General features: G+C 45.8%; 11 protein-coding genes. 1 reads left to right on the forward strand and 10 read right to left on the reverse strand.

Annotated features, from left to right (window positions below; all coding sequences use genetic code 11):
- Window positions 1-152: 152 nt before the first annotated feature.
- Window positions 153-974 carry a TerC family protein gene (locus tag MKY97_RS22070; protein ID WP_342552412.1) on the reverse strand — a complete coding sequence of 274 codons (822 nt, stop codon included), beginning with the start codon at window positions 972-974 and terminating at the stop codon, window positions 153-155.
- Window positions 975-1247: 273 nt separating this feature from the next.
- On the reverse strand, window positions 1248-1562 hold the full coding sequence (locus MKY97_RS22075; RefSeq protein WP_342552413.1) for a DUF3817 domain-containing protein: 315 nt from the start codon (window positions 1560-1562) through the stop codon (window positions 1248-1250).
- Window positions 1563-1774: 212 nt separating this feature from the next.
- On the opposite strand from MKY97_RS22075, the gene MKY97_RS22080 reads away from it, so the two are divergent.
- Entirely contained in the window at window positions 1775-2878 is a 1104-nt protein-coding gene (locus tag MKY97_RS22080; protein ID WP_342552414.1) for a glycosyltransferase family 4 protein, read from the forward strand.
- Window positions 2879-2901: 23 nt separating this feature from the next.
- On the opposite strand, the gene MKY97_RS22085 is transcribed toward MKY97_RS22080, so the two are convergent.
- The 8 genes from MKY97_RS22085 to ltrA all read right to left on the reverse strand — a co-directional run bounded on the left by MKY97_RS22085 (window position 2902) and on the right by ltrA (window position 14462).
- Window positions 2902-3255, reverse strand: a complete 354-nt coding sequence (locus MKY97_RS22085; protein ID WP_342552415.1) for an HIRAN domain-containing protein — start codon at window positions 3253-3255, stop codon at window positions 2902-2904.
- A 34-nt stretch (window positions 3256-3289) separates the two neighbouring features.
- On the reverse strand, window positions 3290-4267 hold the full coding sequence (locus tag MKY97_RS22090; protein WP_342552416.1) for a transcriptional regulator: 978 nt from the start codon (window positions 4265-4267) through the stop codon (window positions 3290-3292).
- 288 nt (window positions 4268-4555) lie between these two features.
- A complete protein-coding gene (locus tag MKY97_RS22095) occupies window positions 4556-5074 on the reverse strand; it encodes a hypothetical protein (protein WP_342552417.1) in 519 nt (172 codons plus the stop codon).
- A 147-nt stretch (window positions 5075-5221) separates the two neighbouring features.
- Window positions 5222-5854 (reverse strand): 50S ribosomal protein L25, encoded by a 633-nt coding sequence (locus MKY97_RS22100; protein WP_342552418.1) that lies wholly within the window; start codon window positions 5852-5854, stop codon window positions 5222-5224.
- A 281-nt stretch (window positions 5855-6135) separates the two neighbouring features.
- Window positions 6136-9015 carry a type I pullulanase gene (gene pulA, locus MKY97_RS22105; protein ID WP_342552419.1) on the reverse strand — a complete coding sequence of 960 codons (2880 nt, stop codon included), beginning with the start codon at window positions 9013-9015 and terminating at the stop codon, window positions 6136-6138.
- Between the two features lie 274 nt (window positions 9016-9289).
- Window positions 9290-11386, reverse strand: a complete 2097-nt coding sequence (gene pulA, locus MKY97_RS22110; protein ID WP_342552420.1) for a type I pullulanase — start codon at window positions 11384-11386, stop codon at window positions 9290-9292.
- A 402-nt stretch (window positions 11387-11788) separates the two neighbouring features.
- On the reverse strand, window positions 11789-12481 hold the full coding sequence (locus MKY97_RS22115) for a hypothetical protein (RefSeq protein ID WP_342552421.1): 693 nt from the start codon (window positions 12479-12481) through the stop codon (window positions 11789-11791).
- Window positions 12482-12668: 187 nt separating this feature from the next.
- A complete protein-coding gene (gene ltrA / locus MKY97_RS22120; RefSeq protein WP_342556423.1) occupies window positions 12669-14462 on the reverse strand; it encodes a group II intron reverse transcriptase/maturase in 1794 nt (597 codons plus the stop codon).
- Window positions 14463-14624 lie beyond the last annotated feature (162 nt).

Here is a 14624-nt window from a genome sequence, read left to right on the forward strand (position 1 = left end):
CTTTTCTTGGAAATTCAATACCACTATACTTTCCAAGAAGTTAAAAAAAGAGGAGGCCGCCCTTGGGCAGCCTCCTCTTTTTCCAGTTCTGATCCAACAGTCATCGCTGTACCTTTAAGCAGTTCATACAGCGCCAAAGAACTTCGTTGTCTTTACAAATCTGCCTGTTTCTCTAGTTCCTTCACAGGGTTTTCGTCTTCCTTGGCAGGTACTTTGGAGGATAGAAACCATCCACATACAGCAATCGTGATTAATACGATATAGAAACCGATTTTCCATATTTTATTTTCAGGGAAATGCTCATCCAGAACACCCAGGGAAGGGTGTGCCAGTGTAATGACTGACAGCTTCACTCCTACCCAACCTACAATCACAAAAGCAGCAACTTCAAGGCCGGGGCGGGAATGAAGCAGCTTCACGAAAAATGAAGCTGCAAAACGCATGATGACAAGTCCGATGAAACCGCCAAGGAAAATGACGATAAACTGTCCGCCATCCAATCCGCCAATCGGCGGCAGGCCGCTCGGTGGCAAAGCAACCGCCAAAGCTACGGCTGCCAAAATGGAGTCTACTGCAAAAGCAATATCCGCTACTTCTACCTTGAACACCGTCATCCAGAAACCGGATTGTTTCTTCGCTTTTTTAGGTGCATCGTCGACTGCTTCGTCTGTTTTATTCCGGCCACTCATGATCTTTTTGACGATATGATTTATCGAAATGTACAGGAGATACAGTGCCCCGATTGCTTGAACCTGCCACACATCCACCAGGAATGAAATCAGGAACAATGATCCCAGACGGAAAATAAATGCACCCATCAGACCATAAAATAAGGCCTTTTTACGCTTCTCCTCAGGCAGATGTTTAACCATAATCGCGAGTACCAAGGCATTATCTGCTGCCAGTAATCCTTCAAGAACCACCAGGACCACGAGTACCCACCCGTATTCTAATAATAGTGCTGGTTCCAACATTGACTCCTCCTTATTAAACTTATGATGTACAAAAAAAAGGACCTTTACCATCACTGGTAAGGTCCTTTTATAACCACAAAAAGAAACCTTTACCGAGCATCAATAGACTTGGTAAAGGTCTCGCTAACAACAATCGCTGCCAATAAAGCCGGGGATGTGATCCCGAATTGACGACTTTACTGTAAAAGCTACTCCCCTTTAACAGGAATATGTAGTTTTAGTTGAAACGGATTAATAGCTTGTAAACATCATATTTCATAACACAAAATAAAGTCAAGCTTTATTTCCGGCGTCACGATACAATTTTCGAAAAACAAAAAAATCATAAATCATATTTCCCAGCGGTACAAAAGAAATGAAAAACAGCGCGATGGGACGGCGCAAACGCCACTTCTGGACCGTATATAAAGATACCATAAACAAGAGGTACATCAGGAACAGAAAACCATACAAGTTACCGAACCAAGTGACCGCTTGAGGCATAATTCCCGCATCCCGGAGGGGAAACGCAGCGAACAGCAGCAATACATATGAAACTCCCTGTAACCATAACATCAGCCGGAAACGCCCCAGCATTGAACGTAACATCCTCTTTCCTCCTGCTTCTATGCAATAACGTAAGTTGTGTCCTTCACAGTATATCACAAAAGCCGTCTTCATCCGCACTCAGTACGGCAGTAGAATATTCCACTTTCATGCATTAACTTGATTCATATGTCTCACAGGAGCCAAACGCATTACTCATACATACAATGAATGACAAGAGGTATTACCGATATCGGACAAGAAGGAGCGGATTCATGGATATTGTTATGGTTGCACCGGAGAAATTGCCTCTGCCGGGCAATGGTTCAGTGGAAATCTGTATATTGGGGATCGCACGCGAGCTTGCCCTCCGCCATCAGGTAACCATTATTTGCCGTAGTGTCAAAGGACTCCCGGCGCTTGAACAGATCGATGATATAACGATTCGGCGAATCCCTGCTTCTAACGCTGCGGGGTATACCCGTTCAGCCATTCGTTTGCTCCGTGCACTTGATTGTGATGTCATTCAAGTAGACAACAGACCTTACAGTATGGCGGCGATCAAACAGGCCTTTCCCCAAACCCCTGTTATCCTATATCTCCACTCACTCACCTTCGCACAACCTGGACCGGGAAAAATGAATTCACTAAAAAAAGCCGACTGTATTGCAGTGAACAGCCAATCGTTAAAACGCAGACTCAGCCGCCGTTTCCCTGCTGTAAAGAAACGATTGAACGTGATCCCACTTGGCACAGACCTTGATCGATTCCGGCCAGCGGCCAGCAGCGGAGAGCGTCAGCACCTGCGTGAGAAATTCGGTATTACCGAACATTTCGCTGTCCTGTATGTCGGGCGAGTGATCCCTGGCAAAGGGGTAGATATTCTTATACGCGCAGCTGCTTCAGCGCAGAAGCAAATCCCTTTACAACTGGTTATTGCGGGCAAAGGACCTCCGAAATATGTACGTTCCCTTCGTAACCTTGCGCAGAAACATGACGTGCATGCTGTCTTTCTGGGTCAGATGAATCATGAGCAGATCGACCAGCTCTATCGAAGCGTTGACTGCCTGGTATGCCCTTCGCAAAATCACGAGGCCTTTGGCCTGGTCAATGTGGAGGCTATGGCTTCCGGAATACCTGTCATCGCTTCGGATAATGGCGGTATACGTGAAATTATTCATTCAGGAATAAACGGATACCTGATCTCTGGTTACAAAAAGCCGCAGCAGTTTGCTTCCTTTTTACGCCATTTGGCTGTCAGTCCCGATCTTGTGCAGTCCATGGGGAAAAGCGGCCGTGAAACAGCATTTTCAAACTTCGGTTGGGCAAGGACTGCCTTACACTTGGAAGCTGTGTACACAAGGCTCATTCGCTCATGAGCCTTATTTCCTGTTCAAGTTTTCTAACGATACTGCCAATCTGCAATGATCGAGTCCTTCTGAGATATCGGTACACGTGTAATTTCAATTAATTCAATAATGACCATTTCCTTCATCATAAATCTCACTTTTGCACAGGTCTGTTGGTAGAAAGCATCATAGAATCCAGATCCAGTCCAGCAGCCGTGAGGTACCTCTGCAGCGTGATTTATGATATAACCTACCTCACCAATCGGTGGGATAACGACTTTAATGGCTTGGTGATCCAGGCGATTGTCCGGGTCCTTTACAAGATAAATCGTATCCCCCACATGCAGAGCCTGTGCTCCTTGATAATTATCCATGCCCATCATGGCGGCAAAAATTTTGATACTCATATACATGCTCCTTTTTATAACTATATTCCTTGGTCTACAGCTGCAGGGCCTCTTCATCTCCATAGTGGTCCAGCCATGCCAAAAGTTGTTTACGAATTTCTTTCCTATACTCACGAGGTTCAAGCACCTCGGCTTCCGGGCCAAACTGATATAACCATTGTAAAAATTCACGACTGCTGTTCAGCGTTACTTCGAATAACAATCCGCCATCCACAAGATCTGTCATTCGCGGGCGAACAAACAGCTCTTCTTCTTTTATGTAGGGGGCAACCTTTTCAGAGAATCTCACCTTAAAATGTATAAGTTCGTCACCACGGTCAACGGACCAGGTGTTCTTCATATACTGGGTTATGTTGAAGTCGCCCATGTCAAATACAGCATTGGTTCTTACTACATCGAGAAAACGGCTTATACGAAACATTTGAACTTTCTGCTGCAGATGACAATACCCTATCAGATAAAAACGCTGGTCGCGCGGTATAAGATAATATGGGTCAATATGCCGAACCGTAATTTCGTTGTCCGTGAGCGTATGATATTGAGCCTGTATTGTATGCCCGTCTAAAATCGCTTCGATAATGGGAATTAACAAGTTGGGGTCTTTTCCTTCTTCACGGTAAGCAGGTATCCCCATTCGAATAATGCCTGCAATATTTTCCACAATTTCACGGTTCCTTGTTTTTAGTTTGGTATGAGTCGATATTACCTTATCAAAAGCAGAATCAAATTCAGCCGGTAATTGAGATGTATCGACCAAGGCTGGAATCATGCAGAAGAGCATGGCTTCCTGTTCGGTAAAGTCCAGTGGATACATGGCAAAATCGCCAATAAAGCGATAACCCTTTCCGTATCCTTCGTTCATTATGGGGGCTACCCTGTCCAAAATTCGGAGATCACGATATATTGTGCGCACAGTTGTACCGCATTTCAGTGCCAATTCCTTGGCAGAGATTCCGGGATTAGCTTGTATAGCCTGAAGTATACGCAGCAGACGAATTAATTTCTCTGTCATGTAGTTTCTCCCCTTCGATATTTTATCGGCAAGGAAAACTAGTTCCTTTAGTTCATATATAAATCTTTAGTCCCAAGTATTTTTTTCGCAAATTCACCTTTTATTTATAGTACAATTGCACTTTTCCCCTCTTTAAATATACATTCTCTTACTTGCTTGCGTAAATTAATAACCCATAATCCGATTTTACTAAGCCTGAAAGCCTATACAAAAATCTAAAATAAATACAAAAAAGCCCTGATCTCCAAACGAGACAAGGCTTCGAAAAATTCTATTTGCTTCTCAGATCTATCCGTGTATTTCTTTCAACTTGTTCAGGACATGAATCATTCGGTCACATAACACTGGAATATCATGCATTTGTTCCTCGTTCACATGCCTGCCGAAATAAATATTGGCGGAAACGTGAAATGACATCGGCGATTCTCCAAAAATATAATGAATATGCTGCAGTATAAGCTGATCAGGCCAATTTTCCTGCATCACCTCTTGAATATCATGACAGCATGCTTCCGGTTCTTTGGTTGTGAATGCAAAACGGAGTTCAAGTTCACAGCCCGCTGGCACTCCGGGTGTTTCTAAAATCTCTGCTGCAATAGTCTCCAATGAACTTTTCAGGATCACTTCAGCAGTAACGCCTGCTTGTTCTCTGAGACAGAATTGCAAACCAAACTCTCTGGACATGCTTGCCATCTCCAGTTGATCTCTTCGCCCGGTGATCTGAATGCACTCATCCAGATTATCCAGGTCATACAGAACATTCTCAATGGCTACTTTTAGATTATCGTATATGGTGGGATCAAACATACAGCAACCTGCTTTCTTTTTCATCTATCTTCCCGTTGTACCACAAATGGGATCTAGAATCCAACGCAAATGAAAAAGCCCAGCCCACAAGGAGTGGACTGGGCTAGGACAAGCTCTACGAGGAATCTTCCTGGATTCCAGCGTCGTCTATTCTTCTTTGGATTGCTCATCTTCCGATTCTGGTGCTGCCTCATCAGCAGAAGCGGTTGGCTCCTCTTCAACAGCCTGCGGCGGCATAACCGAAGCAACGATGGATTCCGGTGACGTAACAAGCGTTAAACCTTTATCCAATTTAATGTCGCCTGCCGTCAAGCGATCACCGATTTCCAGACCGCTGACATCCACTTCGATTGAAGTTGGCAGGTCTGCAGGCAGCCCTTCAACCTCAAGCTGCGTTTCCTGGGTCTGGAATACACCGCCTGCTTTGGAACCTGCGGCCGTACCCTGAAAATCAATCGCTACGCTGACACTGATCGGTTTGTTTTTGGAAATTTGCAAAAAGTCAACGTGCAGCAGACGCCCGTTACGCTCCTGCTGATCCTTGATCAGTACAGGGATCGTTTTGCCACCCTCCACGTTGAGGTTAAACATCTCCGAGCGGCCTGTACGAGCCATTTTTAGCATTTCTTTTTCATCCACATGTATGGCGGCACCTTCTTGTCCCGGTCCGTATACAACGGCGGGTACTCGTCCACCTTGTCTTAACAGGCGCAAAGCCGCGCCTTTCTTTTCTGTTCTTGGTGCTGCTGTAAGTTGAGCCATTTTTCCGTTGGATTTCATGATTGAACATCCTCCTTCAAGGGATCCCTACTTTGATTTTGTTGGCAAGCTCTGCGGCTTCTCTCGTAGACCAAAAAAGGTCTTTTTTCTGAGGCCATATGTTGGGCCATATCTATATTTACCCCAATGATCCAGCTTCTAAAACATCAATCCTTATTTTTATAACCTTTTTTTACTAACATATGCTTTTTTATGCACATAAAAAAACAGCCGAATTTCGTTCCGGCTGTGCAATTCGTTCTGTTAAATTAAGTTCAATGAGCGTAAGCAAAGATTAAAAATCAAGCACTATTCCGGTCATCGGCTTCACGATCATTTTCGCGCACAATCTGCATCTCTTCTGATCCGCTTTTCACGATAATTTGCACGTCCTCATCCTCAGGTGCAATATCCACATAACGGTCTCCGCAAGTATCTTTGGCCTCCCACTCGTTAAGCCTAATGATAAAGCCGAGATGATGCAGACCCGGAGCCACGCGAAACCGGGCTTCTGCAGCACTGCCAGCACGCTCTAATCGAACGGCACCATCCTCCATACCTGTTCCCCACACCCAAACATCCCAGCCATCATAGCAGTGATCCGACCGCTCGTATCGAATCGTTACCGTTCGTGACATATGTCTGTGGACGGTGACGGCATAGGCTGCCCGTACTGATCCAGCTTCTGCGATGATTACTGAGCTGCCTGAAGTCAGCGCCCTAACCATTCCCGTGTGACTTACAGCTGCCACATCCGTGTGAGAGGAGCTCCAGCGAATATCTGCATCTGTAAGGGGCTGCCCGTATTGATCCAACACCAGCGCGCGGAAACGGCTAATTCGCGTTGTGTACAGTACGGGTTCCCCTACAATTTCGATTCGGTCAGCATACCGAACATCGACCTGAATGGTACAGGAGGTCATAATCGGACCGCAGCGCGCAGTGATGGAAGCCGCACCTCGAGCCAGGGTATGGAATGTACCATTTTCTTCCATACTTACAATATCCGGATCGGAAGAACTCCATACGACAGGTATATCTTCCAGAATATTGCCAGTACTGTCTTTCACGATGGCCCGCAGGATTGAAGTCTCCTGTGGAGCGAATACCCGGCGCGGCGCACTGACTTCCAGCGCAGCAGGATCAGCTTCAACAGCACGCTCCATATCGTATAGAACCATGAGCGACCACCGTTCCACCTGAACTTCGCCTGTGACGGTTTCAATGACGTCCGTTCCAGCTTTATGATGATTCACGACAATCTTCCATTCCCCCGCCTCCAGATGTATGGACTGAGATTCGTCCGAGCCATTATAAATCACGACGATCCGGTTCCACGCATCTTCATTCGCTCCATGCTCGAGCACGTAAACAATAACGTTTCCGTCCATCCGCAGGCAGCGAAGATGACTGCGAACCTGCCCTGCCTCCATCATACGGAACGCTGGATGTGCACGCCTTAGCTGGATCAGCCCGCGATAATAGTCGAATACGGGTCTAAAGCGTTCCTTGTTCGCCCAAGAAATCATATTCACGGCATCACCACTTCGATAACTGTTATGATCTCCAACCTTGGACCTTAACATCTCATCCCCGGCATGCAGAAACGGTATACCTTGGGACGTCAGCAGGATGCCTGATGCAAGCAGCGAGCGGCGAACCATCTCATGATCCATTACATTCGTTTCATCCACATACCGATAAGGATCGGCTGCCTTGACCGCTGACTCGGCACTGCCGCCCCCCACGGGCTGTCCGTCTTTCCATACGGGAAAGCCCAGATCATGACGAAGATTGAGGGAGGTTGCAATTTTGTCCCACAGATTCAGATTATCATGAGCAGTTACATAATTGACGGTTTCCGCCGGAGAAGTGGCGAAATCATCGATCGCTCCCGCAGCACCTTTTAAGATCTCGTACTCCAGACCTCCCGCACCCGTGATAAATCCTCTGCCGCTGCCGTCGCTATCCCCTTTGATCGCACTGCGAAAGTGGTCATTAAATACAGCAAAGCCCTGCCCCTTCTGTGTTCCCTTTAGTGTTGGACGCATTAGCGGTGAATCTCCGCCCATCCATGGTTCTCCATAGATAAGAAATGCAGGATCGAACTGTTCTTTTAATTCACGGGTGAGCTCACTCATCGTATCCTGATCAATCAGTGCCATCAGATCAAACCTGAACCCGTCAATATGATATTCTGCAGCCCAGAAGCGCAGTGAATCTAAAATATATTTTCGTACCATCGGACGTTCGGTTGCAAGTTCATTGCCAACTCCCGAACCGTTGCTGCGTGTACCATCTTCATAAGATCGATAGAAATAACCAGGCACGATACGATCAAAAGGACCCTTTTCAACGCTGTACGTATGATTGTAGACGACATCGAGGACAACGCGAATACCCTGCCGATGCAGCGATTGAATCATCAATTTAAATTCACGGATGCGAACAGCCGGCTCTCGTGGATTCGTTGCATAAGATCCTTCAGGAACATTGTAATGCTGCGGGTCATAACCCCAGTTGTACGGTGCTTTGACATTGGATTCGGCATGCGCTGCACCAAGCTCATTTACCGTCTGATAATCAGCTGTAGGAAGTAAATGTACATGAGTAATACCGAGTTCAACCAAATGATCGATCCCGATCCGATTGCCGGCGCTGTCGGTAAGTCCTGAAGCCGTAAAAGCCAGGTATTTCCCTTTGTAAGGAAGTTCTGCCTGAGGGTCAGAAGAGAAGTCACGTACATGCAGTTCATAGATTATGGCATCAACCGGGTGCAGAAAAGACGGTTTCACATCCTGGTCCCAACCCTCCGGATCGGTTGTGTCCAGATCTATGATTGCTGTTCGCTGCCCATTGGCCGTCACAGCTCTGCCATAAGGGTCCGCTGCGATTTCCACCCGCTGGTCCTGATGAACGATGCGGTACATATAATAATAACCGGCCCAGTCTCCCGAAAGGGTCAGCTGCCAGATTCCATCAGTATCACGCTTCATCTCATATGCCTGACCGTTATCATGATTCGTTACAATGCCAAGGTCGTTGTACTCGCCTTCATCTTCAAAAATCAATATATGAACCAGCTGTGCCGTAGGCGCCCATACTTTGAACGTACTCGCGGCACAGGTATACGTTAAACCAAGATCGCTGCCTTCATAACGAAAAGAAGTCCATTCGGGCATCGTTCCCACCGCCTTTATATCCTTTGAATTCGTATTGTCCCGATGTTACGAAGCGGGACGCTATTTGTCAACCCGGGGTTGTCAATACTCAACATATCGGCTAGAGCGAAGCATTTCATGAGCAATCGCTTTCATCTATATCTTATGTAAACAAGCGCTGTGGTTGACAGCGTCTGTACCTGCGGAACTAAAAAAAGCACTCCCTTGGATATTAAAGAGAGTGCTGCCATTGTGTTAGATTGCGATTGTTGATTACCTACGAGAACCCTGCCCTTCAGCACTCAGAATATAACACGGTCATGGATAATCTCTTGACCTGCACCTGGCTGTTATCACTGTATTGGTGGTCTTTGGAGTTCTCCATTGTGCCCAGCGAATCTGCATGTACACACCCATCTTCAACAGCTGCCTTCCATCTGCCTGAAGGGATGGAGACAGAACGTGTTTTTGGGGAAGCATTAAAGATTACAATGATCCGTTTCCACGTATCCTGAACGTCCTCACCCTGCAGCTCGAATACGAGCAGACCTTGTTCTTTGTGTAAAAGACGGACATGCTGCTCAATCATTTCACGTGTGCGCATTCGAAAGGCCGGATGCTCCCGTCGCAGTTGAATTAGACCCCGATAATAGTCAAATACCGGTTTAAAACGCTGTTTCTGATCCCAATGGATGGCGTTGACTATATCTCCACTCTCATGGCTGTTTGCATCGCCAAATTTGCTGCGCAGCATCTCATCTCCAGCCGCAATCAGCGGGACACCTTGTGATGTGAGTACAATGCCGTTCGCCAGCAGGCAGCGTCTGACCGTTTCGTTCTCAAGCACATTGTCTGGATCGATCTGAAGATAAGGATCAGCCTTCCGAACGGCTTCTTCCACGTTGTCAAACCCTCGTATACTTCCATCCTCGTTATAAACCAGAAAGCCCAGCGTATCCTGCAGCCCTTGTGTTCGTGCCACCTTATCCCACAGATTAAGATTGTCATGAACCGTTACATAGTTAATCGTCTCGGCCGGGCCTTCTGTAAAATCATGAATTGATCCCTGTACACCTGTCCATAACTGATCTTCCTTCCCATTTTCGCCGGTTGCAAATCCTTTGCCGTCTCCGTCGCTATCTCCCTTAATGAGGCCGCGAAAATCGTCGTTGAACACTGCAAAACCTGCACCGCGCTGTGTTCCTTTCACGGTCATCTCATCACCCAAAGGCGAGTCCATCGCTGCCCAAGGTTCGCCATATAACAAGATGGAGGGAGACACCTGATGATGAAGCTCTGATGCTAGCTGTTTCATCGTGGTGATGTCGATCAGTCCCATCAGATCAAAACGAAAACCGTCCACATGATATTCCTCTGCCCAGAAGCGAACCGAATCAATAATAAATTTGCGAACCATCGCTCGTTCCGATGCAGTCTCATTGCCTGTGCCTGATCCATTGCTGTACGTCCCGTCTGCGTGCTGACGATAATAGTACCCTGGAACCAGCTTTTCAAACGAACTCTCCGCAGTATCAAACGTGTGGTTATAAACCACGTCCATAATAACACCTATACCTTTACGATGAAGCGCAAGAATCATAGACTTGAATTCACGAATTCGCGTTTCGGGATCATCTGCACGCGTGGCATATGAACCTTCCGGTACATTGTAATGCAGCGGATCATAGCCCCAGTTATAGTTGGATGCATCCTTCAGATCATTATCTGCATTCGACTCATCTACCGTTGCAAAATCAAATACTGGCAGCAGATGCACATGGGTAATGCCCAGCTCAGCCAAATGATCGATCCCCAGCTTATTACCTGCGGCATCACGCAGCCCGGTCTCCGTAAATGCAAGATACTTCCCTTTATTCACAATGCCGGAAGAAGGATGGATGGAGAAATCACGGACATGCAGTTCGTATAGAACCGCATCCGTAGGATGACTGCACTCTGGACGGATATCCTGCTCCCATCCTTCAGGATGAGTCTCTTCCATGTACACAATGACACCCATCTCTCCGTTCATCGTTACCGCCCGAGCGTATGGATCAACCGCTGTTGTTGACGTTCCATCTGCGAAGGTTGATTTATACATATATCGATAGCCCCGCAAGTCCCCTTCCACATCTAAAACCCACAAATCCTGTTCATCCGGATGCATTGACAGGATGCTTTGTTTCAACTGATTAGGAGTCTGCTCGGGATTCCCACCCGTTAAGGGAGGATACAAGACGAGCCCCATTTGAACAGCTGCTGGAGACCATACCTTGAAACAGCAAACATTCGGTCCGGTTGTAACACCCAGATCTCTTCCTGTATATGTACTGTCCATCGAAACTGTACTCGTGCTCTCGGCTGTTTGTTTTTTCTGCATATCATCAATCATAGTGAATCCCCTCTCAGAGCGTAGTATGAACGTAATGTGATTAGGCATGTCCTGCACCCCACTGAAGTGCATCTATTACCCCTTTTCGACCCCTGCTGCTTCATTTTCCCATGACGTGCACCGGCACGGCTTCGGTAACTTCCATGGCTTGGATCAAAAATTTCGGCAGGATCGGCTTCCTTCAGCGCTTTCAGACATCCGCTAGAATGGTGAATTGCATCATGTATGGTCAATGTGAATTACAATGAGTGCTCCTTACCTTTTATACCCGTTCCTCGGACCAAGCATAATAGGTTAACACAAAAAAGAAGCAGCTCTGCGTGGATTAACGCCACAACTGCTTCTTAAGAGGTTACGAGGATCAATCGTCTATTTAAACTTCAATGCGGTTTGAATAAGGCTTTAGTGAGGGACTTGCGATTGAAAATCATCACGACTGGATTGATCCGCATGATAGAATACCACATCGCCGTCCTTCATTGGCCAATTTCTTCCTTCTTCATGCAGCGGACTGGGATTAAACCCTTCCAGCTGCCATTGATTCATCAAAGGTGCCTGAATATACTGCAGATGCGGAGCCAGGGTGTTTCCATGCTGCAGCGTCTCCAAGTTGAAATTCACGATGATGTAACCATCATTTAGAAATACAGCAGCCTTATCATCCAGCGCCGTTTCCCGTGCCAAACGTTCCAGATTCGTTCCCTTGGGCACAGCGTATACATCGGCCGGCAAGCTGTATTCACCGTACCAGCGCTGGATGGAAGCATTTGCCCGGTCTGCATCCACATCAGGAGGGATCTCTGTTTTAGGACCGATGAGTGTTCGAATCTGCGACGGAAGGATCATCCAATTGTAACGACCTGTCCATGTTTTGCTGTGCGAAGTCTGATTTACGAACCGAACCATCGCCTGTTCCATAGTATATTTCCTTCGCTCTTCCGCAGTCCATTCATGATTGTACTGATAACGCGCGGTATCACCGAGTTCCATCCCTGGCACGTTCCGCAATCTGGCATTCAGGATTACGTAACGTTTCTCCACATCTTGTGCAGAACCGATCTGAATCAGCCGCTCCTGCCCCCGATGGTAATACAAGTCCACTTCCTGTCTCTTGGAACCGTCCTTGCGTATATGATAAAAGGTTGGCGTAATTCGGATGCCATCCTGTTTACCAAATAGGTATAGGTAAGGCTTTGACTAAACTACGTCGCTACCTTTTCCCCACCTCCGCACCGTGCATGCGACTTTCACCGCACACGGCGCTCCATCTTGCTACTATGTTCTAATCAACTGTTTCCAAGTTACTCATTTTGCGGTATTGGTTAACTTTTTTCAGCATAGGTTCTGTTAAACCAAGCATACGCTTGAGTCCAATAATCGTCTGTTCATTCGTAGCATGAATCAATGTATGGACATCTCGATGAAGGATACGCAAGTTATTATATTTGTCATCTCCACCGAGATAAGTTGGTACATAATGATGACAGTGTACATCATCCGCGTAAAGGAACATGCCTGTAATTTCACATTTCCCCATTACCATACTGTACCGACTAATCCGATTATCAAGAAATTCAGTGCTTCGTTGTGGATTGTCAGATTTCATCAATTTGATGATCTCTGTTTGTACATGCCCACTAAGCTTTTTGATGATGAGGCTCCGTCCCTCCACTGTGAATGGTGTTAGCTCTTGACTGAAGTTCAGATTTTTGGAGGTTCTTACATCCACTATTGGATACAGGTATATCCCATCAACATTAAATGTTCGATAACTTGTTGAATAGAATTTCCTATATGTAGGAGGTGGATTATTCGGATGCTCGTATATGCCAATCTGCTTTAGACGATTATAGGTGAACTTTTTCAGGTCATAGGCAAGTCGTGAGAACTCAATAAATACATGCGTTGCTTTCTTAAAGTAATTATGAATCCCAAGAACAAAACTGTTAAAACGGTGCGCATTACCGGCCGAAGGTGATTGTTTAATATTTTGAATGAGTTTTTTGTATTGCAGTTTTATTTGTTGCTTTTTCTTTTCAATCACACCGGTATGTGCAACTTCCTTCTTTCCCTTCATAGTCGCCTTAATTGTAAATCCTAAAAATTCGGATTTTTGTTTCCGAAGGTTCAAGATTTTCGACTTATCAAGAGAGATTTCTAAGCCTAGGCGGTCTTTAAGGTAGAGTCTAACGGCGTGGAACCACTTTTGTGCTGTTTTCCAATCACGACAAAGGATTTTAAAATCGTCAGCGTATCTTACGATGAATCCTTCTTTAAGCCTTGATTTTTTCAAGGCATTGTATTTATTACGCTGTGTGTATGAGTGCTTAGTCTGGAAATTTTCCCATTGTCCAGAAACCCATATGTCTAGGTCATGTAGTACAATATTGGAAAGCAACGGGGATAAGATTCCCCCTTGCGGTGTTCCTTTATCAGGAATGCCTTCGCCTTCAATTTCGGCTTTCAGCATTCGACTGATAACCCGTAGAACTTTACGATCATGTATTCCTAAATTCCACATCTGCTTTAATAAAATAGAATGATTAATGTTGTCAAAGAACCCTTTTATGTCGATATCTACAACATAATGAAGGCCTCCATTATTAATCAGGAACTGAACTCTTGCCAATGCGTGGTGGGTTGAACGTAATGGTCTAAACCCGTAGCTATGTTTATAAAAATGAGCTTCTGCGATTGGTTCAAGTATTTGCTTAAAGCATTGCTGAATTATCCTATCCATGATGCATGGAATCCCTAACGGTCTTGTCTTACCGTTAGGTTTTGGAATAAAGACGCGTCTAACCTTTTTAGGATGGTATTTCTCCAGTTTTGTTTGAATAAGACTCACTAACTCGTTTTCCTTCATTACTTTAAGGTTCTCAATTGTCTTGCCATCTGTCCCAGCCGTTTTTGATCCTTTATTGGATTTAATTGTTCGATAAGCAAGAAGGATATTTTCCCTTGAAATGATTAGTTCATAAAGGCGGATAAATGTCCCATTCTGCTTAGCTCGTTCGTGTAAATCCGTAAAGGTATCAGTTAAGTTGTAGTAATCCCAATAACGAAGAGCCTGTATTGTGGCAACCTCCTTTGCAGAGATTGTCCCCACATTCATACCCGACCGATACAGTTCACTGTTGGAAAGTTGATAGTCATAGTAGTAAGACTCAGGGCTGTTCCTCCACTTCCATTACAGAAGCTTCACAGGTCGCGCCCTTACTCTCACAAGGACAAGTGC

Source organism: Paenibacillus sp. FSL R7-0652, assembly GCF_038595045.1.
Taxonomy (GTDB): Bacteria; Bacillota; Bacilli; order Paenibacillales; family Paenibacillaceae; genus Paenibacillus.

Coding starts and splice junctions, on each gene's coding strand:
- MKY97_RS22090 (WP_342552416.1), bottom strand. CDS start 4,267: ATGACAGAGAAATTAATTCGTCTGCTGCGTATACTTCAGGCTATACAA.
- MKY97_RS22080 (WP_342552414.1), top strand. CDS start 1,775: ATGGATATTGTTATGGTTGCACCGGAGAAATTGCCTCTGCCGGGCAAT.
- MKY97_RS22070 (WP_342552412.1), bottom strand. CDS start 974: ATGTTGGAACCAGCACTATTATTAGAATACGGGTGGGTACTCGTGGTC.
- MKY97_RS22075 (WP_342552413.1), bottom strand. CDS start 1,562: ATGTTACGTTCAATGCTGGGGCGTTTCCGGCTGATGTTATGGTTACAG.
- pulA (WP_342552420.1), bottom strand. CDS start 11,386: ATGATTGATGATATGCAGAAAAAACAAACAGCCGAGAGCACGAGTACA.
- MKY97_RS22095 (WP_342552417.1), bottom strand. CDS start 5,074: ATGTTTGATCCCACCATATACGATAATCTAAAAGTAGCCATTGAGAAT.
- MKY97_RS22085 (WP_342552415.1), bottom strand. CDS start 3,255: ATGAGTATCAAAATTTTTGCCGCCATGATGGGCATGGATAATTATCAA.
- MKY97_RS22100 (WP_342552418.1), bottom strand. CDS start 5,854: ATGAAATCCAACGGAAAAATGGCTCAACTTACAGCAGCACCAAGAACA.
- pulA (WP_342552419.1), bottom strand. CDS start 9,015: ATGCCCGAATGGACTTCTTTTCGTTATGAAGGCAGCGATCTTGGTTTA.